Source organism: Komagataeibacter xylinus, assembly GCF_004302915.1.
Classification (GTDB): Bacteria; Pseudomonadota; Alphaproteobacteria; order Acetobacterales; family Acetobacteraceae; genus Komagataeibacter; species Komagataeibacter xylinus_C.
The window spans coordinates 101,616-125,311 of the sequence record NZ_QQBI01000004.1 but is presented as its reverse complement, the minus strand read 5'-3'; the positions used below and the strand labels follow the sequence as shown (position 1 = coordinate 125,311).

At 63.9% G+C, this 23,696-nt stretch carries 24 protein-coding genes and 1 pseudogene; 15 read left to right on the top strand and 10 right to left on the bottom strand.

Going from position 1 to position 23,696, the window contains the following annotated elements:
- Positions 1–124: 124 nt before the first annotated feature.
- Positions 125–2,065 carry an ATP-dependent zinc metalloprotease FtsH gene (gene ftsH / locus DV027_RS04380; RefSeq protein ID WP_130730704.1) on the top strand — a complete coding sequence of 647 codons (1,941 nt, stop codon included), beginning with the start codon at positions 125–127 and terminating at the stop codon, positions 2,063–2,065.
- A gap of 86 nt (positions 2,066–2,151) precedes the next feature.
- Here the strand turns inward: ftsH and DV027_RS17385 are convergent, their stop codons facing one another.
- A complete protein-coding gene (locus tag DV027_RS17385; RefSeq protein WP_165399103.1) occupies positions 2,152–2,313 on the bottom strand; it encodes a hypothetical protein in 162 nt (53 codons plus the stop codon).
- Here DV027_RS17385 and folP point away from each other — a divergent pair.
- The 5 genes and pseudogenes from folP (at position 2,312) to DV027_RS04355 (ending at position 7,185) form a co-directional block, all read left to right on the top strand.
- The gene (gene folP / locus DV027_RS04375; protein ID WP_130730703.1) at positions 2,312–3,361 is read left to right on the top strand and encodes a dihydropteroate synthase; all 1,050 of its coding nucleotides are present in this window, start codon (positions 2,312–2,314) and stop codon (positions 3,359–3,361) included. The two genes, DV027_RS17385 and folP, sit on opposite strands and share 2 nt — an antisense overlap.
- Positions 3,362–3,412: 51 nt before the next feature.
- Positions 3,413–4,771, top strand: coding sequence for a phosphoglucosamine mutase (gene glmM / locus DV027_RS04370; protein ID WP_130730702.1), 1,359 nt, complete (start codon positions 3,413–3,415; stop codon positions 4,769–4,771).
- A gap of 3 nt (positions 4,772–4,774) precedes the next feature.
- Entirely contained in the window at positions 4,775–5,569 is a 795-nt protein-coding gene (thiD, locus tag DV027_RS04365) for a bifunctional hydroxymethylpyrimidine kinase/phosphomethylpyrimidine kinase (protein ID WP_130730701.1), read from the top strand.
- 146 nt (positions 5,570–5,715) lie between these two features.
- Positions 5,716–6,445: pseudogene (locus tag DV027_RS04360) on the top strand (response regulator transcription factor).
- Between the two features lie 296 nt (positions 6,446–6,741).
- Complete coding sequence (locus DV027_RS04355) at positions 6,742–7,185, top strand: hypothetical protein (RefSeq protein ID WP_242621721.1); 444 nt, start codon at positions 6,742–6,744, stop codon at positions 7,183–7,185.
- Positions 7,186–7,261: 76 nt separating this feature from the next.
- On the opposite strand, the gene DV027_RS04350 is transcribed toward DV027_RS04355, so the two are convergent.
- The 3 genes from DV027_RS04350 to DV027_RS04340 form a co-directional block, all read right to left on the bottom strand.
- Positions 7,262–7,516, bottom strand: coding sequence for a hypothetical protein (locus DV027_RS04350; RefSeq protein ID WP_130730700.1), 255 nt, complete (start codon positions 7,514–7,516; stop codon positions 7,262–7,264).
- 448 nt (positions 7,517–7,964) lie between these two features.
- On the bottom strand, positions 7,965–8,564 hold the full coding sequence (locus DV027_RS04345; RefSeq protein ID WP_130730699.1) for a hypothetical protein: 600 nt from the start codon (positions 8,562–8,564) through the stop codon (positions 7,965–7,967).
- Positions 8,565–8,676: 112 nt separating this feature from the next.
- The gene (locus DV027_RS04340; protein ID WP_130730698.1) at positions 8,677–9,363 is read right to left on the bottom strand and encodes a YfdX family protein; all 687 of its coding nucleotides are present in this window, start codon (positions 9,361–9,363) and stop codon (positions 8,677–8,679) included.
- Positions 9,364–9,756: 393 nt separating this feature from the next.
- On the opposite strand from DV027_RS04340, the gene dinB reads away from it, so the two are divergent.
- Positions 9,757–10,839, top strand: a complete 1,083-nt coding sequence (gene dinB, locus DV027_RS04335) for a DNA polymerase IV (RefSeq protein ID WP_275100970.1) — start codon at positions 9,757–9,759, stop codon at positions 10,837–10,839.
- A gap of 153 nt (positions 10,840–10,992) precedes the next feature.
- Positions 10,993–11,382, top strand: coding sequence for an immunity protein YezG family protein (locus DV027_RS04330; RefSeq protein ID WP_130730697.1), 390 nt, complete (start codon positions 10,993–10,995; stop codon positions 11,380–11,382).
- Between the two features lie 96 nt (positions 11,383–11,478).
- On the opposite strand, the gene DV027_RS04325 is transcribed toward DV027_RS04330, so the two are convergent.
- From DV027_RS04325 to DV027_RS04315, 3 genes are all read right to left on the bottom strand, one after another.
- Entirely contained in the window at positions 11,479–12,048 is a 570-nt protein-coding gene (locus tag DV027_RS04325) for a DUF1643 domain-containing protein (protein ID WP_207303411.1), read from the bottom strand.
- 74 nt (positions 12,049–12,122) lie between these two features.
- Positions 12,123–13,409: an NAD(P)/FAD-dependent oxidoreductase gene (locus tag DV027_RS04320; RefSeq protein ID WP_130730695.1), complete on the bottom strand. Its 1,287-nt coding sequence runs from the start codon at positions 13,407–13,409 to the stop codon at positions 12,123–12,125.
- A gap of 49 nt (positions 13,410–13,458) precedes the next feature.
- Complete coding sequence (locus DV027_RS04315) at positions 13,459–14,382, bottom strand: MBL fold metallo-hydrolase (RefSeq protein WP_130730694.1); 924 nt, start codon at positions 14,380–14,382, stop codon at positions 13,459–13,461.
- Between the two features lie 90 nt (positions 14,383–14,472).
- Between DV027_RS04315 and DV027_RS04310 the strand changes: the two genes are divergently transcribed.
- The 6 genes from DV027_RS04310 (at position 14,473) to DV027_RS04285 (ending at position 20,385) form a co-directional block, all read left to right on the top strand.
- Positions 14,473–15,153, top strand: a complete 681-nt coding sequence (locus DV027_RS04310; RefSeq protein WP_130730693.1) for a peroxiredoxin — start codon at positions 14,473–14,475, stop codon at positions 15,151–15,153.
- A gap of 4 nt (positions 15,154–15,157) precedes the next feature.
- Entirely contained in the window at positions 15,158–16,039 is an 882-nt protein-coding gene (purU, locus tag DV027_RS04305; RefSeq protein ID WP_130730692.1) for a formyltetrahydrofolate deformylase, read from the top strand.
- Entirely contained in the window at positions 16,039–16,530 is a 492-nt protein-coding gene (mntR, locus tag DV027_RS04300) for a manganese-binding transcriptional regulator MntR (RefSeq protein ID WP_130730691.1), read from the top strand. The genes purU and mntR overlap by 1 nt, the downstream gene beginning before the upstream one ends.
- A gap of 24 nt (positions 16,531–16,554) precedes the next feature.
- A complete protein-coding gene (locus DV027_RS04295) occupies positions 16,555–17,892 on the top strand; it encodes a DUF763 domain-containing protein (protein ID WP_130730690.1) in 1,338 nt (445 codons plus the stop codon).
- Between the two features lie 92 nt (positions 17,893–17,984).
- A complete protein-coding gene (locus tag DV027_RS04290) occupies positions 17,985–19,814 on the top strand; it encodes an ABC transporter ATP-binding protein (RefSeq protein ID WP_130730689.1) in 1,830 nt (609 codons plus the stop codon).
- 100 nt (positions 19,815–19,914) lie between these two features.
- Entirely contained in the window at positions 19,915–20,385 is a 471-nt protein-coding gene (locus DV027_RS04285) for a GAF domain-containing protein (RefSeq protein WP_130730688.1), read from the top strand.
- On the opposite strand, the gene DV027_RS17380 is transcribed toward DV027_RS04285, so the two are convergent.
- The 3 genes from DV027_RS17380 to DV027_RS04275 are packed head-to-tail and all read right to left on the bottom strand — an operon-like array spanning position 20,386 to position 22,632.
- Positions 20,386–20,553, bottom strand: coding sequence for a hypothetical protein (locus tag DV027_RS17380; RefSeq protein WP_165399102.1), 168 nt, complete (start codon positions 20,551–20,553; stop codon positions 20,386–20,388).
- Positions 20,554–20,555: 2 nt separating this feature from the next.
- On the bottom strand, positions 20,556–21,707 hold the full coding sequence (locus tag DV027_RS04280; RefSeq protein WP_242621719.1) for a retropepsin-like aspartic protease: 1,152 nt from the start codon (positions 21,705–21,707) through the stop codon (positions 20,556–20,558).
- Positions 21,661–22,632, bottom strand: coding sequence for an ion channel (locus DV027_RS04275; protein ID WP_130730686.1), 972 nt, complete (start codon positions 22,630–22,632; stop codon positions 21,661–21,663). The genes DV027_RS04280 and DV027_RS04275 overlap by 47 nt, the downstream gene beginning before the upstream one ends.
- A gap of 155 nt (positions 22,633–22,787) precedes the next feature.
- Between DV027_RS04275 and DV027_RS04270 the strand changes: the two genes are divergently transcribed.
- The gene (locus DV027_RS04270) at positions 22,788–23,687 is read left to right on the top strand and encodes a 3'-5' exonuclease (protein WP_130730685.1); all 900 of its coding nucleotides are present in this window, start codon (positions 22,788–22,790) and stop codon (positions 23,685–23,687) included.
- Positions 23,688–23,696 lie beyond the last annotated feature (9 nt).

Genomic DNA, 23,696 nt, shown 5'->3' with positions numbered 1-23,696 from the left:
CGGGTGGGGGTGTGAATATCCCCTGATCGTCCTATGTATGTTAGGACGTAGTGAACGTGGCATCCGTTCGCCTGCCCGCTGTGGGGCAGGGGCGAGGGGGCCAGCGGATGGAACAGTGGACAAGATGAACAATTTCGGCCGGAACTTGCTCCTGTGGGTTATCATCATCGTCCTGCTGCTGTTGCTGTTTAATGTCTTCCAGCCGGGAAGCACGCAGCATGCATCGCAGCAGTTGGCGTATTCCGATTTCATCGGAGACGTGAACAGTGGGCATGTTCGCTCTGTCGTGGTGCAGGAGCACAACATCACCGGCACGCTGACGGATGGCACGTCGTTCGATACCTATACCCCGCAGGACCCCACCCTGATTTCCCGCCTGACGGAAAAGGGCGTGGAAGTCGTGGCCAAGCCGCTCGAGGCGGATACCAACCCCATCCTGCGTTACCTCATCAACTATGCACCGCTGTTGCTCATGGTGGGGGCGTGGATCTTCATCATGCGCCAGATGCAGTCTGGTGGTGGCCGGGCCATGGGCTTTGGCAAGTCACGCGCCCGCATGCTGACCGAAAAGCAGGGTCGCGTGACGTTTGATGATGTGGCCGGTATTGATGAAGCCAAAGGCGAGCTGCAGGAAATCGTCGACTTCCTGCGCGACCCGCAGAAGTTTACCCGCCTTGGCGGCAAGATCCCCAAGGGCGTGCTGCTCGTGGGCCCGCCGGGCACCGGCAAGACGCTTCTCGCCCGCGCCATCGCGGGTGAGGCGAACGTGCCGTTCTTCACCATCTCGGGTTCCGACTTTGTCGAGATGTTCGTGGGTGTGGGCGCATCGCGCGTGCGTGACATGTTCGAGCAGGGCAAGAAGGCCGCACCCTGCATCATCTTCATTGACGAGATCGACGCTGTCGGCCGCCATCGTGGCGCGGGCCTTGGCGGCGGCAATGACGAGCGTGAGCAGACACTCAACCAGATGCTGGTCGAGATGGATGGCTTTGACAGCAATGAGGGCGTGATCCTGATTGCCGCGACCAACCGCCCCGACGTGCTCGACCCCGCGCTGCTGCGCCCCGGCCGTTTCGACCGCCAGGTGGTGGTGCCCAACCCCGATGTGGCGGGCCGAGAGAAGATCCTGCGCGTGCACATGCGCAAGGTGCCGCTGGCCTCCGATGTGGACCCCAAGGTCATTGCCCGTGGCACGCCCGGCTTCTCGGGTGCGGACCTGGCCAACCTGGTCAATGAGGCAGCGCTGATGGCCGCCCGCCTGGGCAAGCGCACAGTGGCGATGCTCGAGTTCGAGAACGCCAAGGACAAGGTGATGATGGGCGCCGAGCGCCGCTCCCTTGTCATGAGCGAGGACGAGAAGAAGATGACCGCCTACCACGAAGGCGGGCATGCGCTGGTGGGCATTCTCACGCCGGGGTCCGACCCGGTGCACAAGGCTACCATCATTCCCCGTGGCCGGGCTTTGGGCATGGTGATGAGCCTGCCGGAGAAGGACCGCTACTCCGAAAGCCGCTCGTGGTGCATCGGCAAGCTCACGCTGGCCATGGGTGGCCGCGCGGCGGAGGAAATCATCTTCGGGGCGGACAATGTCTCGACCGGTGCCTCGGGCGACATCAAGATGGCGACCGACGTGGCCCGCCGCATGGTGACCGAATGGGGCATGAGCGAAAAGCTGGGCATGGTGGCCTATGGCGGCAACGGGCAGGAAGTGTTCCTTGGCCATAGCGTAACCCAGAACAAGAACGTGTCGGAGGAAACGGCGCGCGAGATCGATAACGAGGTGCGCAAGCTGATCGATGCCGCCTATGAGCGCGCCCGCAGCCTGCTGCTTGAGCATATCGACCAGCTTCACCGTCTTGGCGCGGCCCTGCTGGAATATGAAACCCTGACCGGCGAGGAAATCCGCCAGGTGCTGCGGGGCGAGAAGATCGAGCGCGTGGTGGTGGATGATCCGATGCCGGAGAACCGCCGCCCGTCCGTGCCGCCTTCAGCCCCGTCCGCCCCCGTGGCGCCGCTGCCCACGCCAGAAGGTGGCGGTGGGGTGGGTGCTGCCCCGGCTGGCTAGGGATACCTTGAGAGAAAACGGTAAAAGTTCCCGGGTGCCGCCTTTTTTTACAAAAAGGCGGCATTCTTTTTAAGCTGGCGGGTTTTTCAAACAGTTTCCCAATATAAACATGGCGGGGCAGCTTCAGGCTGTTCCGCCATGTTTGTATCCAGCCCTGCGCCAGCGGACAGGGCATGATGGACGCATAAAAACAGATAATAAAAATTTCCGGGTGCTATAATATTTTCATGATCGGGTCGGTATTTCATGGGTGATTTTTCCAGCCAGCCGCTGATTGAGCCACTGGCCCTGCTGCATGGCAAGGCGGCCCGGCAGGCGGTGGCGCTGGGTGTTGCGCACTGGTTTGCGGGTGGCCCCCAGGCCTATGCGCTCGCCCGCCTGGTCGGGCAGGGGCACAAGGAGACGATCCTGCCGGTTACCGCCCTGCCGCCCGCGTGGGAGGAAGCGGCCCGGCGCGTCAGTGCGCCTGCGCCCGATGCGGGGCTGCCGCCGGGCCCGCAGGTCATGGGCATCATCAACGTGACCCCGGACAGTTTCAGTGATGGCGGCCAGCATGACCGCGTGGAGACGGCGCTCGCGCGCATAAAGGCGCTGCATGCCGCCGGGTGCCGGGTAGTGGATATTGGTGGCGAGAGCACCCGCCCCGGCGCGCCCGCCATGTCTGCCGAGGCCGAATGGGGGCGGGTCGGCCCGGTCATCCGCGCGGTGCGGGCCTGTTCCGCGCTTGATGGGCTGCATCTCTCGATTGATACGCGGCACGCAGCGGTCATGGATCAGGCGCTGGCAGCCGGGGCCACGCTCATCAACGATGTCTCGGCGCTGACGCATGACCCCGCTGCGCGTGCGGTCGTGGCGCGGCATGGCTGCCCCGTCATGCTCATGCACATGCGTGGCACGCCTGAAACGATGCGCGCGCACACGACTTACAGCGACGTGGCGGTGGATGTGGTGCGTGAACTCGGCCAGCGGGTGGAGGAGGCTGTGGCGGCGGGCATTGACCGCACGCGCATACTGGTTGACCCCGGCATCGGCTTTGCCAAGACGCTGGATGGCAACCTGACCCTGCTGGCCCGCCTGCCGCTGCTGGCCAATCTGGGGTGCAGGGTGGTGCTGGGCACGTCGCGCAAGCGCATGATTGGCGAACTGGCCCACGAACCCGACGCGGCAGCGCGTGACCCGGGCACGATTGCGGCCAGCCTGCCCGGAATGGTCTTTCCCGGCGTGGTGCTGCGGGTTCACAATGCATCAGCCATGATCCAGGCCATGCGGGTGCAGCAGGGGCTGGATCGGCAGTAACAGGTAAGGTAGGTCGGTGTCCGACCAGAACGTATCCGGAGATATCCAGTCATGGTAAAAACAAGAAAGCTGTTCGGCACTGATGGAATTCGGGGCATGGCCAACCGCTTTCCCATGACGGTGGAAGTGGCGCAGAAGCTGGGCCAGGCCGCGGGCCTGCGCTTCATACAGGGCACGCACCGCCACAGCGTGCTGCTGGGCAAGGATACGCGCCTGTCGGGCTACATGATCGAATGCGCGCTGGTGTCGGGCTTTCTTTCAGCCGGGATGGACGTGACGCTGGTGGGGCCGATGCCCACCCCGGCCATTGCCATGCTTACCCGCTCCCTGCGCGCCGATCTGGGTGTCATGATCTCGGCCTCGCACAATCCGTATGGCGATAACGGCATCAAGCTGTTCGGCCCTGACGGGTTCAAGCTCTCCGATGAGACGGAAGCGGGCATCGAGGCGGCCATGGGCGAGGACCTGACCCACATGCTCGCCGCCCCCGACCAGATCGGCCGGGCCTCGCGCCTCAATGATGCGGCGGGCCGGTACGTTGAAAGTGCCAAGTCCTCCTTCCCCCGCCGCCTGCGGCTTGACGGGCTGCGTATCGTGATCGACTGCGCCAATGGCGCGGCCTATCGCGTGGCGCCCACGGCGTTGTGGGAGCTGGGCGCCGAAGTGGTGCGCATTGGCTGCGACCCCGATGGCATCAACATCAATGAAGGCTGCGGCTCCACCCGGCCCGAAGCCCTGTGCGCCGCGGTGCAGCGCCACCGGGCCGATATCGGCATAGCCCTTGATGGGGATGCCGACCGCGTGCTGATCTCCGACGAGAAGGGCCGGCTGATCGATGGCGACCAGATCCTTGCGTTGATCTCGCACTCATGGGCGCGGCAGGGGCGGCTGTCGGGGCGGCATATCGTGGCCACCGTCATGTCCAACATGGGGCTTGAGCGCTATCTCGAGACACAGGGGCTGGAACTGATGCGCACGGCGGTGGGCGACCGCTACGTGGTGGAGAAGATGCGCGAGCTTGGCGCCAATATCGGTGGCGAGCAGTCGGGGCACATGGTCCTGTCCGATTTCGCCACCACGGGCGACGGGCTGGTGGCCGCCCTGCAGGTGCTGGCCGAAGTGGTGGAGTCCGGTCGCCCCGCAAGCGAGGTATGCCGCATGTTCAAGCCCTATCCGCAACTGTTGCGCAACGTGCGCTTTGCCGGTCGCAGCCCGCTGCATGACCCGCAGGTGCAGGATGCGCGCAAGGCGGCGGAAAAACGGCTGGGCACGCGCGGGCGACTCGTGCTGCGTGAAAGTGGCACCGAACCGCTGGTGCGCGTCATGGCGGAAGCGGAGGACGAGGCGCTGGTCAATGCCGTCGTAGATGACATGTGCGAGGCGATCACCGCCATCCAGATGGCGGGCTGAGCCATGCACGGGCGCATCCTCATCATGGCGGGCAGCGATAGCGGGGGCGGGGCCGGTATCCAGGCCGATATCAAGACCGTGACCGTGCTGGGCGGCTTTGCCATGACCGCGATTACAGCCCTGACCGCGCAGAATACGCTTGGCGTGCAGGCGGTCATGCCGGTTTCCCCGGCCTTTATCGTGGCCCAGATGCGCTGCGTGATGGATGATCTGGGGGTTGATGCCTTCAAGAGTGGCATGCTGGACCGGCCGGAGGTGATTGAGGCGATTGCCGATGTGCTGCTCACCACGACCGATATTCCCTACGTGCTCGACCCGGTCATGGTGGCGAAGGGGGGAGCTGCGCTGTTGCAGGAGCGTGCGCTGGCCACGCTGAAGGCGCGGCTGCTGCCGCTGGCCACCGTGCTGACCCCCAACATTCCTGAAGCCGAGGCCCTGCTCGGCCACGGCATTGCGGGGCGCGCGGACATGGTGCCCGCGGCCCGTGCCCTGCTGGCACTCGGGCCGGGCGCCGTGCTGCTCAAGGGTGGGCACATGGAAGGTGATGAACTGCTCGACGTGCTGGTGCAGGCCGATGGCACGGTACAGGAATTCGTAAGCCGGCGCATTCACACCCGGCATACGCATGGTACCGGCTGCACCCTGGCCAGCGCCATTGCCACCGGGCTGGGGCAGGGCATGAACCTGCCGGACGCCGTGACCCGGGCACGGGCCTACGTGCTGCGCGCTATTGCGGCCGCGCCCGGCTATGGCGCGGGGGCCGGCCCGCTGAACCATGGTGCGGGCGGTATAGGATAGCGCATTAATAATTCATTAATAAAATAAATGTCATTATATTTATTATTTCTATGGAAGAATGGTAATATATAGACAACTTTAGGTTGTTTAATGCATGAGGCGCACTTATAGGTAGACGTAGTCAAAATATCTACTGGATGGTCGATATGCGGATTTTGCTTATAGAACCCAATGCCCGGAAAGCCGAAGAGACCACCCGGCATATGGAAAAAGCCGGATTTACAGTAGATCATGTTGATACAGGGCATGATGGACTGGGAATGTTAAAATCCTATAATTATGACCTTGCAGTCATGGAGATCCGGCTGAAAGATCTCGATGGGTTCGAGGTCATTCGGGTCAGCCGGGCAGCAAGGGTGCCCACGCCCGTGCTGGTCCTGTCAGAGGAGCGCGAGGCGGCCACCAAGGTGAGGGCCTTCTCCACCGGGGCGGATGATTACGTGACCCGCCCCTACGAATCGATGGAACTGACAGCGCGGATGCAGGCGGTAATCCGCCGTTCCAAGGGGTATAGCGAGCCGACCCTGCGCGCGGGGCCGCTTGAGCTGTGTCTCGATAGCCGTACGGTGAGCGTGCAGGGCCACTGCGTGCATCTGACCGGCAAGGAATACATGATCCTGGAACTGCTCCTGCTGCGCAAGGGCATGGTCCTGACCAAGGATGCCTTCCTCAACCATCTGTATGGCGGGATGGATGAGCCGGAAATGAAGATCATTGATGTGTTCATCTGCAAGCTGCGCAAAAAAATTGCAGGTTGCGGGCGCGGGGCAGCTCATCGCCACCGTGTGGGGGCAGGGCTATGTGCTGCGCGACGAGACACCGACCCTGGCCCCGGCACCTTTTGGTCATCCGATGCCTCAGGTAACAGTGGCGTGATTCCTATGGGGCTTGGGGGCGTGCAACCGGAACCAGCCCGCTGTCGTTGAAATGACCGTGCAAAGAAAAATGGCAGGCTCACCCCGCAAGGTGAGCCTGCCAAAGTTTTAAAGTGATGATTCGATATGCGATGCCCCCATCGCCTGATGGTTATCGCATTGTCGTGCCGATCCCGAACATGAGATAAATCAAACTCGGCTGAAATAATTCATATGTTTTTTTCCGCGCATCTTTATTCCGGCTCGTTGATGGGACAGGATGCGCTGATTAACAGGATGGAAACAGGCGGCACGTCGATGGGAAACAAGAAAGCGCTGAGGCATCTTTACGCAGGTGGCGCGTTGCTGCTTGCCATATCCACCGGGCTGACCGCGTGTGAAAGCGTGCATGACCAGATCGTGGATAAGGAAAACAGCCTTGCCGCAGCCGGTTTCGTGGCGCGCCCTGCCAATAACCCGGAACGGCAGCTGATGCTGCAGAAACTTCCCCCCAACCGGTTCCTCCAGAAATCGTTTGGAGACCACATGCTCTACATCTATTCCGACCCCAAGGTGTGCAGCTGCCTGTATGTGGGCAACCAGGCTGCCTATGGGCGCTACATGTCCTATGTGCAGGCCCAGAATCTGGCTGACCAGCAGCAGATGACGGCGGATATGTACGAAGATGCCTCCTGGAACTGGGGCATGTGGGGCTGGGGTGGCGGCGGCTGGGGCGGCCCGTGGGGCGGCGGATGGTGGTAAGGCGCTGTCTGCAGGCACCGTATTGATAAAATAATAGAAGTTTGCGGGCGCCGCCTTTTTTCAAAAAGGCGGCGTTTCAGGTAAATTTAGGGCGATGGTCCGCATAGACCACCATCTGCCAGGCTTCGCGCGTGCCGAGCCGGTGGGGGTGGGCATGGATGGCAGGCAGGAGCTGCCCCTCGCTTGCGGCTATTTCCACGCCGCAGCCGGCACAACGGTAAATACCGGAATGGGGGGCGACGGTGCGGGGCGGATGAAGCTTGTCGAATTCAGGATCGGTCCACGTATCTATAAACTGTGCGGACTGGTAGAGGGCCATCCCGTTCTCCATTGTTTTTCATCGGCTGGCTGAGCTGTTAAAATAACCTCTAGCATGCATCTTACACGGTGGCACATCCATCCCCACATGCCGCTTTCCATATTCCCGTGCTATGCTCTGGCCGGTGGGTATTGACCCGATGCGGCGGCAGACAGACTATTTATGAGGGCATCTGTTCCAAGCCAATATGTTTTTCAGTAAAGAATTTAATTTTTTATACCCTGCAATGTAAAATGTAATTTATGGCCCTGTTTCATCAGCATTGAAATAATCGGGCACATAATAAATACAAATATATAAGTTTGATAATGCATTCCATTTGGCTTGAAATTATTTATTATAACATTAATAAAAATTTCTTGTCAGTCTGGGTGCTTTACGGAACGGACTGCCCATGAAACCTGCCTTTATCATGCCCATGATCATGATGGGTGCAGTATATAACCGGAAATAACATCTTTTAGTCTGGGGAGCGGAGGGTCAGCGACTGGTCAACTGTTTGTGTAACAATTGCATTCAGCGCGCCATGTGCCGCTGTCCATTGAAAGGGATCGGCATCGTTATTGAAGGTCGGGTCAAGCTGGTCGCCCCGTACCGTGCCATAGGCCTGAAAATACATGTCGGGGCGGGCGGGTATGGTATCCATTGTCCATGTCCAGTCATCGGACAGGAGTGCCGTCGCCCCCACCTGCGCGCAGGGGTGCGTGGGTGACAGGGTTACGGCTGCTGTCGTCATGAGGGCCGCCTGCGGGCGGTGGTAGCGGCTGTCCCCGCCAATATCTTCCATCTGCAGGTCGCGGCGGCGCGATTCCTCCGCAGGCGGGATGTTGCGCCAGCCATCGCCATCGGGGGCCGCGTGGGCGCGGTCGAGCGGGTCCGATGCGGGGCCGAAGGCATGGCCCGCGTAATTGAGCGCGGTGCCTGCGGGCACATGAACCGGGCCACGGGCCGCGGCATTCTGCACAAAGCTGTTTTCAACAGGGTGCCGGGCCAGGCAAAGTTCGATCTGCCCGCCCGCCCGGGCCGGGTGTGCGCCCAGGGCAAGGCAGAGTCCGGTCATGGCCAGCAGCCAGATGCCCCGCCGTATGGGCAGCCCGCCTCCCTGCGCCGGGGGCGAGGGGACGCGGGCTGTCCTTATGTGCGGCATGGTACCGACCGGAAACAACCGGAACTCAGTTCCCGGCGGCTTTCTTGCCCGAAGGCGTGCCGACCATGTCTTCAGATACGAAGCGGATGCTGTTCTGGGCGTCGAGCAGGGCGGCGTCCGCATCCTTGGTGTTGGGTGTTGCACCCGCCAGCAGGTTGGAAGCGCGATAGACATCGCTGGCGCTGGCATCAAGCGGTGCGATGGCCAGCACGAAGTCAACATCCACCGCGGCAACCTGCAGGTTCTGAGCGGCCTGCGCGGGCTTGCCCTTGTTCAGGCTGGTATTGGCCGAAGCCACCGCCGTGCCCTGGGGGGAGGAGGGCACAAGATCCTCGGTCACGATGTACTGGCCATCAACCGGCAGCCAGGCCACGGGCTGGGTGGAGGGGGCAGCCTTGGGTGCGGGCGCGCCAGCCGGGGCTTTCCTGGGGGGTGTCAGCTGGGCTTCGGCCTTCATGAACACCTTGTTGTCGCTCTTGGCGCGGGTCAGGGCGTTGTTGGCATCGGTCAGCAGCTTGACGGCACCAGCGGTGTCGTTGTTGGCAAGCGCCGTGCGGGCCATCTCGATATCATCAAACGCGCGGCTGCCATCAGCCGACAGCTTGGCGAAATCACGATTGACCGCACGCCCGGCCGAGGGGGTGGCATGCGCCGCGCCGACTGCCGTGCCCAGCATGAGCAGGGCTGCGGGCAGGAATGCATATTTCTTCATGGTTCATTCTCCGGTCTTGGTAGCGGTATCATTGCCCGACGCCATCTGTAACAAAAGATGTGGCAACGCAATGCGGCTGCCCTGCTGCCGCATGTCAGGCCCGCCCGGGCGCCTGCGTGCCAAAACCCCACTGGTCACGGCGCATGCATGCGCTAGTATGGGCCATGCCTCTCCCGTCTGGGGTGGCGCTGTTTATCAAGGAATGAATCATGTCTGAATGTGCAACCAAGTGCCCTTCCAAGTCTCCCTGCCTCAAGGGCATCCTGGTTTTCGGTGCGATTGTCGGCGTTATCGCGTTTTTCCTTAAGAAAAAGAAGTGCAACGACTGATCTCGCGCAGTCACGCCGTGCCGGTCATGTCCCCTGCGGGCATGGCCCTGGTGCGGTCCGGGCCGTGAGCAGGGCGGGGCACAGGCGTATCATCCATGTTGACATGGATGCCTTTTATGCCTCGGTCGAGCAGCGTGATGATCCGGCCCTGCGGGGCAGGCCACTGGCCGTAGGCGGCGCGGGCCGCCGGGGCGTTGTCGCTGCCGCAAGTTATGAGGCCCGCCGGTTCGGGGTGCGCTCGGCCATGCCTTCGGTTGTGGCGCAGCGCAAATGTCCGGACCTTGTGTTCGTGCCGCCGCGTTTTGATGTCTATCGCGCGGTTTCCGCCCAAATTCACGCCATTTTTGCCTGTTTTACCCCCATCATCCAGCCGCTTTCGCTTGATGAGGCGTATCTGGATGTAACCCGGCCCCTGCTGGATTATCCCTCCGCCACGGCAATCGCCACGGCCATCCGCGCCCGGATCCGCGATGAGACGTCACTGACCGCCTCGGCTGGCGTGTCCTACAATAAATTCCTGGCCAAGCTGGCCTCCGATTATCGCAAGCCCGATGGTCAGTTTGTCATTACACCGCGCATGGGGCCGGATTTTGTGGCGAGCCTGCCGGTCGGGCAGTTTCATGGCATTGGCCCGGCCACGGCGGCGCGGATGCACGCCCTTGGCATCCGCACGGGGCTGGACCTGCGCGCGCAGCCGCTTTCACGCCTGCTGCGGCATTTTGGCAAGGCGGCAGATTTCTATTACGGCATTGCCCGTGGGCTTGATGACCGCCCCGTGGAGGTCAACCGCCCGCGTCGCTCCATTGGCGGCGAGCAGACCTTCGATGCCGATATTCACGATTGGGCCGCCGCGCGTGACCACATGCTGGCCCTGTCGGAGCGGGTATGGGGGCGTTGCGTGGCGCGTGGCCTGACGGGCGTGACCGTGACGTTGAAGGTGAAATACAACGACTTTCGCCAGATCGTGCGCGGGCGTACGGCGCCTGAGCCTGTCATGGATGGGGCCGATCTGGCCCGGCGGGCGCTGGCGCTGCTGGCCCCGTGTTTTCCGCCGCCACGGGGCATAAGGCTGCTCGGCGTGACCGTATCGGGCCTGCGCGTGCCGGGCGCTGTTCCACCCGCGCGGCAGCTTGCGCTGTTTGGCTGATGAATGAATGGAAGGGTGTCGGGTGTCGCTTTTTTCAAAAAGGCGGCATCTTTCGAAGCTTTTTGAAAAAAGCTTCACCAAAAACTCTTTATCGATTGTAGGCAGATCGCATTGAGGCCATGGGATGGCTTCCCCCACAGCAGGCAGGATAACATGAACAACGTAGCCCCTCCCGGCTCAAAGGCCATTCTCAACGCCATTGCCGAACTCGTGCTGATCGCCGTGCCGGAAGAGGAGGAAGAAACCTGCCGCGCCATCGAGATGCACATGGCCTTTACCGGCAATGTCGAACTGGGCGACACGAATGTGTATTTCGGCTTCGATTACGAAACGCAGGAGGGGGAAAAGGTCAATTTCAGCCCCTTCGAGGACGAATCGACCGAAGGCCATATCCGCTACCTGCACGACCTGCAGCATGAACTGCTGGAACTGCGCGCCGCCTTCTGGCGCGAGAACCCGGCCCGTGACCAGCCGGTCTGGACCGGGCTGACCCTGCGGGTGGAAATGGCCGAAGGGTCTTTCTCGGTCGATTTCGACTACTAAGATCCTGTCCTGAAATAATAAAAGTTTTTGGTGAAGCTTTTTTTTAAAAGCTTCAAATGACGCTGCCAGGAACTTTTTTCAGGCCCCGTAGGCCAGTCAGGCCGGGGCAAAAGGTGGCAGGGGTTCCGGCTTCAGGCTGCTGGGCAGGTAAAGCGGATGCTCGGGGCGGCCCGAACCCTTGCTCAGCCGCATGGCGCTGACCGTAATGCCGTGCTGTTGCAGCATGCGGATCACCTCCGGCCCGCGGGGCAGCAGGCTCTTGATCTGCGGCGAGCCATAGGCCGCCACCACTAGGTCGGCCCGCCGCGCCATGGCCAGCAGGTGGCGGTCATTTTCGGGGCCGACCGGGTCGGGCACCTCGGTCAGGCGCTTCTGGTCGGTGCAGCGATAGGCGAAGGTGTTGCCCACCAGCAGCGTGCCGTAGCCCCAGGCGCGGGCATAGCGCTGGCACTTGGCCACCGTGCGGTCATCGCCGTCTTCCGTTGCAACCGATGGGTTCATCATCAGCCACATCACCGCGGGCCCTTGCGGGTTCCAGGTGCGGGTCAGTTCATAGCGGTAGCATTTGTCCGGGCCGCCATAAATGGCATGGCTGACCACGTCATCGGCCAGGCGGAGCGGGCGGCTGGAGCCCACATGGTGCTGGCCCTGTCTGCTGGTGTTCATGGCCCCAAACATACGCATGGCCGCGCGGAGGTCTACCCCGCGCGGCCATCACGCATTGCAGTTTGTGCGAAAGATCAGCGCGGCGTGCCGATCCTATGCGGGGCCACCATCAGTTCATGGCCGCGCAGCATGCCATCCCAGTACAGCGCGGGCATGACCCATTCCTTGAGGAACCAGGCCAGATGCGTGGGCTTGCGGCCATTGAGCAGCCATGTGGGCAGGGTGGGGGCCAGCTTGCCGCCATAGGCGAACTCGGCCAGCACGATCTTGCCGCGCTCGACAGTCAGCGGGCAGGCGCCATAGCCGTCATAATCGGCCACGGCGGGCTTGTGGTCCAGCGTTGCCAGCACGTTCACGGCCACGACCGGGGCCTGCACGCGCACGGCGGCGGCGGTCTTGGCGTTGGAGGTGCCCGCCACGTCGCCGAGTGCGAACACATTGGCAAATTTTGTGTGGCGCAGGGTCGCGGGGTCAACCGACACCCAGCCTGCATCACCCGCAAGCGCGCTGTTGCGGATCACGTCGGGCGCGCGCTGGGGCGGCACGACATGCAGCATGTCGAATTCCACTTCCGAGGTCGTCTTGCTGCCATCCTGCGCCACGTTCTCGAAGGTGGCGATGCGGCCCTTGCCGTCCACCTTCGTCAGGTTGGACTTGAGGCACAGGTCGATATGGTAGCGGTTGATGTAGTCCATCAGCGGCGGCACGAATTCCTTCACGCCAAACAGCCCCGGCGTTGCGGTGTGGAAGGACACGTTGATGTTGTCGGCCAGGCCCCGCCTGCGCCACGCGTCACACGCCAGGTACATCGCCTTCTGCGGCGCGCCCGCGCACTTGATGGGCATGGGCGGCTGGGTAAAGACGGCATTGCCGCGCCCCAGCGTCTGCACCATCTGCCAGGTATAGGGGGCAAGGTCGTAGCGGTAGTTTGAGGTGACACCATTGCGGCCAAGGGTCTCGCTCAGCCCCTCGATCGCATCCCAGTCCAGCGTCAGGCCGGTGGCCACCACCAGCACCTCGTAGCGGATGGATGACCCGTTGGACAGGTGCACGAGATTGGCTTCCGGCTCGAAGCCCGTGGCTGCGGCCTGCACCCAGTCGGCGCCGGCCGGGATCAGCTTCTTTTCCGACCGGCGGGTCTGTGACTGCTTGAACACGCCGCCGCCCACCAGCGTCCAGCCCGGTTGGTAGAAATGCGAGCCCGACGGCTCGATGATGGCCAGCGTGATGCCGCCACGCCGCTTGAGAATGCTCGCAGCGGTGGACAGGCCGGCCGCACCCCCGCCAACCACGACGACATCATAGGTCAGGCCCCGCGCCGTGCTGGCGAGGTTCGGGGTGGATGGGGGGGTATCGGTCATGAAGGGTCTCCGTATGACTCTTTGTAGATAAGGCTGCGCTGGATGGGCGTCAGGAACGGCTGAGTGGTATCTTGATGTAGCTTACACCATTATCTTCGGGCTCGGGCAAATGGCCGCCACGCATGTTGACCTGCACCGAGGGCATGATCAGGTTGGGCAGCGACAGGGTGGCGTCGCGCGCGGTGCGCATCTGCACGAAGGCATCCTCGTTCACGCCATCATGAACGTGAACATTGTTCTCGCGTTCCGCGCCGATGGTGGTTTCCCATGCAAAGGTGTCGCGGCCGGGGGCCTTGTAGTCGTGGCACAGGAAAACCCGCGTCTCGGCGGGCAGGGCGAGCAGGCGGCGGATGGAATGGTAGAGCATGCGGGCATCCCCGCCGGGAAAATCGGCCCGCGCGGTGCCGTAATCGGGCATGAACAGCGTATCGCCGATAAAGGCGGCCTCACCGATCACATAGGCCATGTCGGCAGGGGTGTGGCCGGGCACGTGCAGCGCGGTCACGGGCAGGGTACCGAGCGTGAACCGTGCCCCGTCCTCGAACAGCGCGTCGAACTGCGAGCCATCGCGCGCGAATTGCGTGCCCGCGTTGAACAGCTTGCCGAAGATGTCCTGCACTTTCAGGATGGCATGGCCAATGCCGAGCCTGCCGCCAAGGCGCTCCTGCAGCCACGGCGCTGCCGAGAGGTGATCGGCATGGACATGGGTTTCAAGCAGCCATTCCACCTCCAGCTTTTCCGCCGTGACGTAGTCCACGATGTCCTGCGCCATGGCGTGGTCGGTCCTGCCTGATGCAGGGTCGTAATCCATCACGCTGTCTATGATGGCGCAGGCGCGGGTGGCGGGGTCGTGCACCACATGGGTGGCGGTGAAGGTGGGCAGGTCGAAAAAGGTCCGGACAACCGGCGCCTGGCCGGTGGCGCGGCATGTCACTACCTGGCTTGCAGCGGCTTCAAGGGCGGGGTCGGACATGAAATGTCATCCATAGTTTATGAATTACATAATAAATGTATGTTATGAGATGGCTTGCGTCAAGGCGCGGCAGATGCAAAAGGGCAGGGCATGAGCACAGAGGCGAGCATATCCGCAAACCATGGCGCGATCGGAACGCGCCCGTTGCGGATCGGGGACGTGGCACCAGACTTTCAGGCCCGGACCACGAAGGGGGAAATGCGCCTGTCGGACTTCCGCGGGCGCTGGCTGCTGTTTTTCTCGCACCCGGCGGATTTCACGCCCGTGTGCACCAGCGAGTTCATGGGGCTGGCCCGCGCGGTCGATCGCTTCGAGCAGCTTGACTGCGCGCTGCTGGGCCTGTCGGTCGACAGCCTGTACGCGCATCTGGCCTGGCTCGAGACGATACAGGAGCGCTTTGGCGTCGAGATTCCGTTCCCGCTGGTGGAAGACCCCTCCATGGCGGTATGCCGCGCCTACGGCATGCTGGACCTGACCGCGCAGAACAGCGCCACCGTGCGCGCCACCTACGTGATCGACCCCGATGGCGTGATCCGCGCGCTGGTGTGGTACCCCATGTCGGTCGGGCGCTCGGTCGAGGAACTGCTGCGCCTGGTCGAGGCCCTGCGCCGCAGCGAGGGCAACGCGGTCATGACGCCGGAGGGCTGGACGCCGGGCTGCGACGTGGTGCGCCCCGTGCCCACCACGCAGGCCGCCCTGCGCAAGGTCGGGGGCAATGGCTGCTGGTTCTACAACCCCGTGCCCGATACGGGCCGCAAGCGCGGGCAGTAACGCCATGTCTGATCCTGCCCAGGGGCTGCGCCTGTCCTATGTGCTCACGCTGTCCTGCCCCAACCGGCCCGGCATCGTGGCGGCCATCAGCCAGGCCCTGTTCGAGCTTGGTGGCGACATTGCGGGCGCCCAGCAGTTCGATGAGCGTGAAAGCCGCATCTTCTTCATGCGCGTGGTGTTCAGCGTGCCCGCAGGCGGGGTGGAGCGCGGCATGCTCGAGCAGGCGCTGGCCGCGCTGGCCGCGCGGTTCGACATGCACTGGTCGCTGCGCGAGAGCCTGCGGCCCACGCGCACCGTCATCATGGTCTCGCGCTTCGATCACTGCCTGGTCGACCTGCTGTACCGCTGGCGCATTGGCGAGCTGGCCATTGCGCCGGTGGCCATCATCGCCAACCACCCACGCGAGACCTATGCCCATATCGACCTTGACGGCATCCCCTTCCATTACCTGCCCGTAACCGCCGCCACCAAGGCTGCGCAGGAGGCCAGGATGGCCGAGATCGTGCGCGGGACAGGGGCCGAGCTGGTGGTGCTGGCGCGGTACATGCAGATCCTGTCCGATTCCATGAGCGCGTGGCTGGCGGGGCGGTGCATCAACATCCACCACTCCTTCCTGCCCGGCTTCAAGGGGGCGAAGCCCTATCACCAGGCGTTTGCGCGCGGCGTGAAGCTGATCGGTGCGACCGCCCATTTCGTGACCCCCGACCTTGATGAAGGTCCGATCATCGAGCAGGATGTCGAGCGCATTACCCATGCCGATACCCCTGATGACCTGATCCGCAAGGGGCGCGATATCGAGCGCCGGGTGCTGGCGCGCGCCGTGCGTTACTTTACCGAGTGCCGCGTCATTCCCAACGGGCGCAAGACCATCGTGTTCAATCCCTGATGCCCGGCCCCGAGCACAGGCCGGCAGCAGCCCCCATGCCCGATGCCGACACGCAGTGCGCGGGCTTCCGCCAGGCGCGGCTGGCGCGCAAGACGGCCCTGATCGAGGATTATGTCGAACTGATCGATGACCTGCTCAATGACGGGCAGGAGGCGCGGCAGGTCGATATCGCTGCCCGGCTTGGCGTATCGCAGCCCACCGTGGCCAAGATGCTGGTCCGCCTCGAGGCGGACGGGCTGGTCACGCGCAGGCCCTATCGCGGCATTTTCCTGACCGGGGCAGGCCAGGAGATGGCGCGGGCCAGCCGGGCGCGCCACCACACGGTCGAGCAGTTCCTGCGCGCCCTTGGGGTGAGCGAAGCGAGTGCCCGCATTGATGCCGAGGGCATGGAACACTATGTGGGGGCGGAAACGCTGCGCGCCTTCCGCCACGCGCTCGAGGCGGGGCTGGCCACCTTCATGGCCAAGGCAGGCAAAAGACACGACGACTGACCCACAAAGGGAAGGGAACGCCCCATGACCCGACGCGCGGGCTCCGCCGACCTGCCGCTGCATACCGGGCGCGTGCCCGCGTGGCTGGGCCAGCGCATGGCGCGGCTGGGGGCGGTCATCACGCAGGCGGTCGTGCATCATTACGGGCGGGACGAATTCCTGCGCAGGCTGGCCCACCCGTTCTGGTTCCAGTCCTTTGGCGCGGTCATGGGCATGGACTGGCATTCCTCCGGCATCACCACCAGCGTGATCGGGGCGCTCAAGCGCGGGCTTGCGCCCCTGCAGGATGATCTGGGCCTGTATGTGTGCGGGGGCCGTGGCCGCCATTCGCGCCGTACGCCTGATGAGCTGCTGGCGGTGGGCGAGGCCACCGGGCTTGACGCCACGCCGCTCGTGGCCACGAGCCGCATGGTGGCCAAGGTAGATAGCGCTGCCGTGCAGGATGGATTCGACCTGTACCTGCATGGTTTCATCGTGGCGGCGGATGGCAAATGGGCCGTGGTGCAGCAGGGCATGCATGCGGGCCAGCGCCTTGCGCGGCGCTATCACTGGCTGTCCGATGACGTGAGCAGTTTTGTCGAGGCGCCGCATGCCGCCATTGATGGCCGCACGACAGGCCGCCCCATCATGAACCTGACCGATCGCCGGGCCGGTGCCTCACGCGCGGGGCAGGTCGAACTGCTCCACGCCATGGGGCCGGACCGGCTGACGCGCGAGCTCATGCGCATCGAGGGCCATGGGCCCCCGCAGCCCCCCGCGCAGGGCGAACTGCCCTATCTGTGCATGCCCGCCCACCATGACGTGCAGCCGCAGGATGTAAACATGCGCCGCCTGCACGGCGCGCTGGCGGCGGCACAGGAGGCGGGACCGCGTGACTTCCCCGACCTGCTGCGCGTGGCCGGCGTGGGGGCGCGCACGGTGCGCGCGCTCGCGCTGGTGGCGGAGGTGGTGCATGGCGCGCCGTGCCGGTTTGATGACCCGGCTCGCTTCTCGCTGGCGCATGGCGGCAAGGACCGCCACCCCTATCCCGTGCCGGTGGCGGTGTATGACCGCACGCTCTCGGTCATGAAGGCGGCAGTGGCTGCTGCGAAACTGGGGCGCGAGGAACGGCTCGATGCCATCCGCCGGCTTGATTCCGCTACCCGCAGGCTGGAGCGCGATGCGCGCGGCCCGTCTTTTTCCGCGATTATGGGCGAGGAACGCGCCCGATCGCATGATTATGGCGGGCGCTCGGTATTTGGTTATGAACCGCCACCGCCCGGCCGGGTTTCAGAAGGGCAGCGGAACGGGATCATGCGCCATGATGGCCAGCCACACGACCAGCAGGGACACGAAGGCGAGGCGTCCCGCAACGCGGGATAGGGGTGCATCTGTCATGCAGGCATGATACCGGGCCAAATGCGGCATAAGTGCGGAGCCTTTCCCCCGCCATGTCCTCAAGGCAGCATCCTCGCATGAACGTGAAAGACTCCGCTCTTCCCCCCGATACGCGCCCCACGCCCGCCCTGGCGCGGTACCGCATGCGCCCGCTGGGGTTCATTTTCCATTACGTGCGGCTGCATGGCCGGTGGCACGCCATCATTGTCGGCGCGATTGCGATTGCGGTGGCGTGCAACGTGGGCATGTCGGCCATCATCCGCCACCTGGTCAATGGCATGACGGAGGGCGGGCGGGGCATGGGGGCTGTCTGGGTGTCCATCTTCCTGTTCTGCGCCACCATCATCTGCGACAACGCGGCCTGGCGGGTGGCGGGGTGGATGGCCTCGGGCGTGTTCGTGCGCGTGGGGGGCGATGTGCGCGGCGACCTGTTCCGCTACCTCAGCGGGCATGACGCGACCTATTTTGCCGACCGGCTTTCCGGCGCGCTCGCGGCCCGCGTTTCGGCGGCGGCAGGGGCGGTGGTGGCGTTGGAGAACATGGCGGCGTGGAACCTGCTGCCTTCGGTGCTGAACCTGTTCCTCGCCATCATCACGCTGGGCACGGTCAGCCCGCTGATGGCACTGGTGCTGGTGGGCATGACGCTGCTGCTGGGGCTGTGCATCTACCTGCTGGCAGGCCACGGGCAGGAGATGCACCTCGCCTACGCGGCGGAAGCGGCGGAGGTGGATGGCGAGATGCTGGACGTGATGCAGAACCTGCCCCTGGTGCGTGCTTACGGTATGATGGGGGTGGAGCATGGCCGCATGGGCCAGCGCATCCGTGGCGAGATCGGGCTGCATACGCGCTCGCTGCGCTACATGGAAAAGCTGCGGATGATCCATTCCGTCGTCACCGCCTTCATGACCACGGGGCTGCTGCTGTGGGCCGTGCTGCTGTGGCGCATGCACCGCGCCACCACGGGCGATGTGGTGATGGTGACCACGCTGGGCTTCCTGATCCTGAACTGCACGCGCGACCTGGCCTTTTCCATGGTGGAGGCGATGAAGCACGTCACCCGCCTGGCCGAGACGCTGGGCCACCTGCTGGTGCCGCATGAAGGCAGCGGTGTAGCCGAGACGGTGGTGCTGCCGCCCGCAATGCTGCGCGGGCATGTGCAGTTGCGTGATGTGAGTTTTGCCTACCCCGGTGGCGCGCCGGTGCTGTCGCATTTCAACCTCGACATTCCCGCGGGCACGCGCGTGGGGCTGGTGGGGGTTTCGGGCTCGGGCAAGAGCACGGTGCTGGCCCTGCTGCAGCGCCAGCGCTTCGTGCAGGCGGGGGCGGTGGAGCTTGATGGCGTCAACATCCTTGAACTCGACGAGGCCAGCCTGCGCGCCGCCATGGCCGTGGTGCCGCAGGAGGTGTACCTGCTGCGCCGCTCGGTAGGCGAGAATATCCGCTATGGCCGCCCTGACGCCACCGATGAGGAGGTAAAGGCTGCGGCTGAAGCGGCGGGCTGCACCCGTTTCATCAACGCCATGCCGCAGGGGTTCGCCACCGTGGTGGGCGAGCGGGGGGTCATGCTCTCGGGCGGGCAGCGCCAGCGCCTGGCCATTGCGCGCGCCTTCCTGCGCAATGCACCCATCCTGATTCTGGATGAAGCGACCAGCGCGCTGGATGGGGAAAGCGAGCGCCATGTCCATGCTGCCCTCGAGCGGCTGATGGTGGGGCGCACGGTCATTGCCGTAGCCCACCGGCTCTCCACCCTGCGCGGGTTTGACCGGATCGTGGTGATGGAGCGCGGCCATATTGCCCAGGCGGGCACCATGGCCGAGCTTGAGGCCGTGCCCGGCCCGTATCGTGACCGGCTGCTGGCAACAGGCGACCTGCTGGCTCCCGTGCCGGGTCTTTCGCCCCTGTCGTGAACAGTGCTCGGAGCAACGCATTGATAAAAATTTTCGGGTGCTGCCTTTTTGAAAAAAGGCGGCGTTCTTCCAGTCTCTCATCAAGCCACAAGGAAAACCCATGCAGGCCCCAACCCACCGCATAGGCCCCGAAGACCTCGTGCCCATGGTGGCCGCCACCCTTGCGGGCGAGACGGATCTGATCGCCAACATGGCGAATATCGCAGCCCTGGTGTTCGAGGCGTTGCCAGACCTCAACTGGGCCGGATTCTATCTGTGGAAGGACGGCATGCTCGTGCTGGGGCCTTTTCAGGGGCGGGTGGCCTGCACGCGTATTGCGCCGGGGCGTGGTGTGTGCGGCACCGTCGCGCGCGAGCGCAGGACGCGCATCGTGCCTGACGTGCATGCCTTTCCCGGCCATATCGCCTGTGACGCGGCCTCTGCCGCCGAGATCGTGGTGCCGGTCCTGCACGGGGAGCGGCTCGTGGGCGTGCTGGACGTTGACAGCCCCCGCCCCAACCGTTTCACCCCATCGGACCAGCACAGGCTCGAACAGGTCGTGGGCCTGCTGGTGGCCCGGATCACGCCCTGATCAGGCAGGCATGCCCTGCGTGCCCACCAGAACATTAAATCTAAGGAAGTTTTTGGTGAAGCTTTTTTCAAAAAGCTTCGAAGAATGCCGCCCTTTTGAAAAAAGGCGGCACCCGAAAATTTTTATCAATGCGTTGTTTCCAGGCGTTCTTTTCAGGTCGCCGGTCACGTTCATTGTTTTCCGTCAGTCCGCAGGGCGGGATGGAGTGCGGGAGCGGGTGGGGCCTGCGTCGGCTCGCCTGGCGTGGAGGGTGCGGGAGGCGTGTCCGTCAATCGGGCAATGGCCGTGCGGGTGGTGAGCATGCCGTGGGCCGCCTGGCCGTGGTCATTGGGCATGTCGGCCTGGGGGGTCATGTACATCATGCCCTGTGGAAAGGCCATGAGCACGCGCCTGCGCTGCAGGAAGTTCATGCCCAGCACGCTGTAGCTGGTTTTTTCCACGTTCACGTCCAGCGGCAGGTCGTGCCACGCGCCAAGGGCAATGCTGTCAAAATGGTGCCTGCGTCCGTTCAGGATCTTTCCGGCATTGGTCCGTACATGAATATCCTCATGCAGGATGGCCGGGGTCAGGCCAAGCGCCCTGGCATCCTTGCGCGAGAGGGAGGACATGTCCGCCCCCGGCTCGATTTCCATGCGCGTGCCCTGCGCGCCCACCTGCATGCGGATGCCGGTCATGCGCCCCCGGCGGTCGGGCTGCAGGGGCAGGGCCGCGCTGTCCGGCCCGAGCCAGTCCTGCAATGGCGGACAGCCGGGGGCCGCGCTGGCGACGAACAGCACCATGACGCGGGCGGGGAAATCAAACAGCACGTCGTAATTGCCCAGGATGTCGTAGCCGATCACGCCGAGCACGGGCTGCTCATTGAGGCGGGGCTGGCGCGTGCCCTCGAGCAGGGCGGGCACGTCATCGGCGTGGCCGTTGCTGATGCGCAGGTCATGCAGCACCGTGGTGTAGGTGGTGTCGACACCTGCGATGGTCTGGATGCTGATGGCTGACAGAACGGGAAAAGCGGTGGGATTGGGCGCGTAAACGCCCACCTGGTCCTGGGTCACGCTGACATAGGCCAGCCCGGTCATGTCATTGAACGTGGCGGGAATGATGGGGCTGCCGCTATTGGTCAGCAGCGGGGCCGCGATGACATGGGTCAGGCAGGCGGCGGGCAGGCCATAGCGCAGCGCGGGCGCGGGAGGCGGGGCGTGCCGGGCGGCATGGGCGGGTGGGCTGCCTGCAAGGGCAAGCAGCGCGGCGCCCGCGCGGGCCAGCCGTGCCGCGCGCGGGTCAGTCCGGCTGGTCCGCGAGGTATTCCGCCACCTCGGCATTTTCATCGAGGGGGGATTCGGTCTGGTCAAAGCGGGTGTAGTCAACGGTGATCCGCCCATCCGGCCCGGCGTTGATGATATCGACGAAGCGGTGATTATACAGCATGCGGTCAAATCCGTAAGCGGAACGCGCGAAAACGGTCTGCCCCGAGGCCTCGTCCGTGCCGGTCAGGCTGACGATGATTTCCGCCTCCTGCGCCGCAAGGTCGTGTTCCGTCAGGCCATAAAGGGGGCTGCGTTCATCAATCACATGGGTGGGCGTGCAGGCAAAGCGCAGCACCGGCACATGCGACTGCTGGAGCGTGAGCGGGTCGAACTGCCGCACCACCCGGCCTGATGGCGTGTGGATGAGGCGGGCAAGCGCAAACTCCACATCCACCGACAGGATGGGGCTGCGGCGGCAGTTGGCAAGGCGGATATCAAGGTGAAGGTGGCCACCTTCCGACAGGATCAGCGCCTTGTCGCTGAACATCACCCGTGCGCGCGGGCGCGAAAACCGCGCGAAGATGAGGCCCGTGGCCAGGGCGTTGATCATCATGCCGCCCAGCACTTCCACGGTGGCGATCATGTTGGCGGTGCGGCTCACGGGCACCATGCCACCATAGCCCACGGTCGAGAGGGTCTGCACGCTGAAGAAGAAGAAATCAGCGAAGCTGTGCGGGTCGGCTCCCTTAACGCCCTGACTATCGGCCATGTACAGCAGCGCGAAAAGGAGATTGACCCCCACGTAAACCAGCAGCGAACTGTAAAAGAACGTGCGCCATGGCGCGGTGAGGGCATGGTGGTAGAAATCGGACCAGATGCGGTCCACCTGCCCCACGCGCACGATTGTATCATGCCCCTGGTCTTCGATCCTGTGAAAGGATTGCGGCCTGTTGCCTGCCGGGGGGCTGGGGCGTGGGGGTGTTTGCGGCCCGGCGTCCTGTGCCATGGCGTGTCCTGCCTGCGCGTGTGGTGTGGGGCCAGGACGGATTGGCCTGACAAACTTTGTAATATGTCAAGCGCCCCGGCGGGGCAACGGCCCACGTGGTAGAGAGGGGCGTGCACCCTTCGCATATCCATGCGCCCCGCCCGGCAGGAGACCCCATGACAGAGCTGACCCCCGACCAGATGGAACACATGGCCACCACGCTGGAAGGAACGGGCCGCTACCGCGTGCTGCGCCCGCTTGCCCCGCGCGTGCTGGCTGAGTACCCGCCCGAGGCGGGCACGCGGCTGGGCATGTTCCTTGACCTCGAGACCACGGGGCTGAGTGCAGTGAAGGACGAGATCATTGAATTCGGCATCGTGCCCTTTGTTTACACGCTGGATGGGCGGATTCTGGGCAGTCTGGAACCGTTCAGCCGCCTGCGCGAGCCCTCACGCCCCATTCCGCCCCAGATCACCGCGCTGACCGGCATTACCCCGGCCATGGTGGCGGGCCAGTCGGTGACGCCTGAGGAAGTGGCCAGTTTTGTGGCACCGGCCTCATTGATTATCGCACATAATGCAGATTTTGACCGCAAGTTTGCCGAGCGTTTTACCCCAGCCTTCACGACCAAGCCCTGGGCCTGCTCCATGAAGGACGTGGACTGGGCGGCGGAAGGTTTTGAAGGGCGCAAGCTGTCCTATCTGGGCATGCAGGCGGGGTTCTGGTTTGACGGGCACCGCGCGGTGGATGACTGCCTGGCGGGCATTGCCATTCTCGACCGGGTGCTGCCGGTGTCAGGCCAGCCTGCCCTTGCGGCGTTGCTGGAAAATGCCCGGCAGGTGCGCTGCCGCATCTGGGCGGAAAATGCGCCCTATGAGTTCAAGGACCAGTTGCGCCAGCGCGGCTACAGGTGGAATGACGGCACGGATGGCAATCCGCGCGCGTGGTCCATCTCGCTGCCCGAGGCGGAGGTGGAGGCGGAACTGGCTTATCTGAAGGCGGAGGTCTTTGCCCGCCCGGTGGACCTGCCGGTGACCCGGATCACGCCGTGGGACCGGTTTTCAACACGCTGCTGATGGGGAATG

Excerpts from the sequence above, each read along its gene's own strand:
- DV027_RS04280 (WP_242621719.1), bottom strand. The coding sequence starts at position 21,707 with ATGAAAATGCCGAGGTGGCGGAATACCTCGCGGACCAGCCGGACTGAC.
- DV027_RS17385 (WP_165399103.1), bottom strand. The coding sequence starts at position 2,313 with ATGAAATACCGACCCGATCATGAAAATATTATAGCACCCGGAAATTTT.
- DV027_RS04340 (WP_130730698.1), bottom strand. The coding sequence starts at position 9,363 with ATGAAGAAATATGCATTCCTGCCCGCAGCCCTGCTCATGCTGGGCACG.
- DV027_RS04325 (WP_207303411.1), bottom strand. The coding sequence starts at position 12,048 with ATGAACACCAGCAGACAGGGCCAGCACCATGTGGGCTCCAGCCGCCCG.
- DV027_RS04315 (WP_130730694.1), bottom strand. The coding sequence starts at position 14,382 with ATGTCCGACCCCGCCCTTGAAGCCGCTGCAAGCCAGGTAGTGACATGC.
- glmM (WP_130730702.1), top strand. The coding sequence starts at position 3,413 with ATGGTAAAAACAAGAAAGCTGTTCGGCACTGATGGAATTCGGGGCATG.
- DV027_RS04320 (WP_130730695.1), bottom strand. The coding sequence starts at position 13,409 with ATGACCGATACCCCCCCATCCACCCCGAACCTCGCCAGCACGGCGCGG.
- DV027_RS04310 (WP_130730693.1), top strand. The coding sequence starts at position 14,473 with ATGAGCACAGAGGCGAGCATATCCGCAAACCATGGCGCGATCGGAACG.
- DV027_RS04270 (WP_130730685.1), top strand. The coding sequence starts at position 22,788 with ATGACAGAGCTGACCCCCGACCAGATGGAACACATGGCCACCACGCTG.
- DV027_RS04285 (WP_130730688.1), top strand. The coding sequence starts at position 19,915 with ATGCAGGCCCCAACCCACCGCATAGGCCCCGAAGACCTCGTGCCCATG.
- ftsH (WP_130730704.1), top strand. The coding sequence starts at position 125 with ATGAACAATTTCGGCCGGAACTTGCTCCTGTGGGTTATCATCATCGTC.
- DV027_RS04345 (WP_130730699.1), bottom strand. The coding sequence starts at position 8,564 with ATGACCGGACTCTGCCTTGCCCTGGGCGCACACCCGGCCCGGGCGGGC.
- thiD (WP_130730701.1), top strand. The coding sequence starts at position 4,775 with ATGCACGGGCGCATCCTCATCATGGCGGGCAGCGATAGCGGGGGCGGG.
- DV027_RS04330 (WP_130730697.1), top strand. The coding sequence starts at position 10,993 with ATGAACAACGTAGCCCCTCCCGGCTCAAAGGCCATTCTCAACGCCATT.
- DV027_RS04275 (WP_130730686.1), bottom strand. The coding sequence starts at position 22,632 with ATGGCACAGGACGCCGGGCCGCAAACACCCCCACGCCCCAGCCCCCCG.
- purU (WP_130730692.1), top strand. The coding sequence starts at position 15,158 with ATGTCTGATCCTGCCCAGGGGCTGCGCCTGTCCTATGTGCTCACGCTG.
- folP (WP_130730703.1), top strand. The coding sequence starts at position 2,312 with ATGGGTGATTTTTCCAGCCAGCCGCTGATTGAGCCACTGGCCCTGCTG.
- DV027_RS04355 (WP_242621721.1), top strand. The coding sequence starts at position 6,742 with ATGGGAAACAAGAAAGCGCTGAGGCATCTTTACGCAGGTGGCGCGTTG.
- mntR (WP_130730691.1), top strand. The coding sequence starts at position 16,039 with ATGCCCGGCCCCGAGCACAGGCCGGCAGCAGCCCCCATGCCCGATGCC.
- DV027_RS04290 (WP_130730689.1), top strand. The coding sequence starts at position 17,985 with ATGAACGTGAAAGACTCCGCTCTTCCCCCCGATACGCGCCCCACGCCC.
- DV027_RS04295 (WP_130730690.1), top strand. The coding sequence starts at position 16,555 with ATGACCCGACGCGCGGGCTCCGCCGACCTGCCGCTGCATACCGGGCGC.
- DV027_RS04350 (WP_130730700.1), bottom strand. The coding sequence starts at position 7,516 with ATGGAGAACGGGATGGCCCTCTACCAGTCCGCACAGTTTATAGATACG.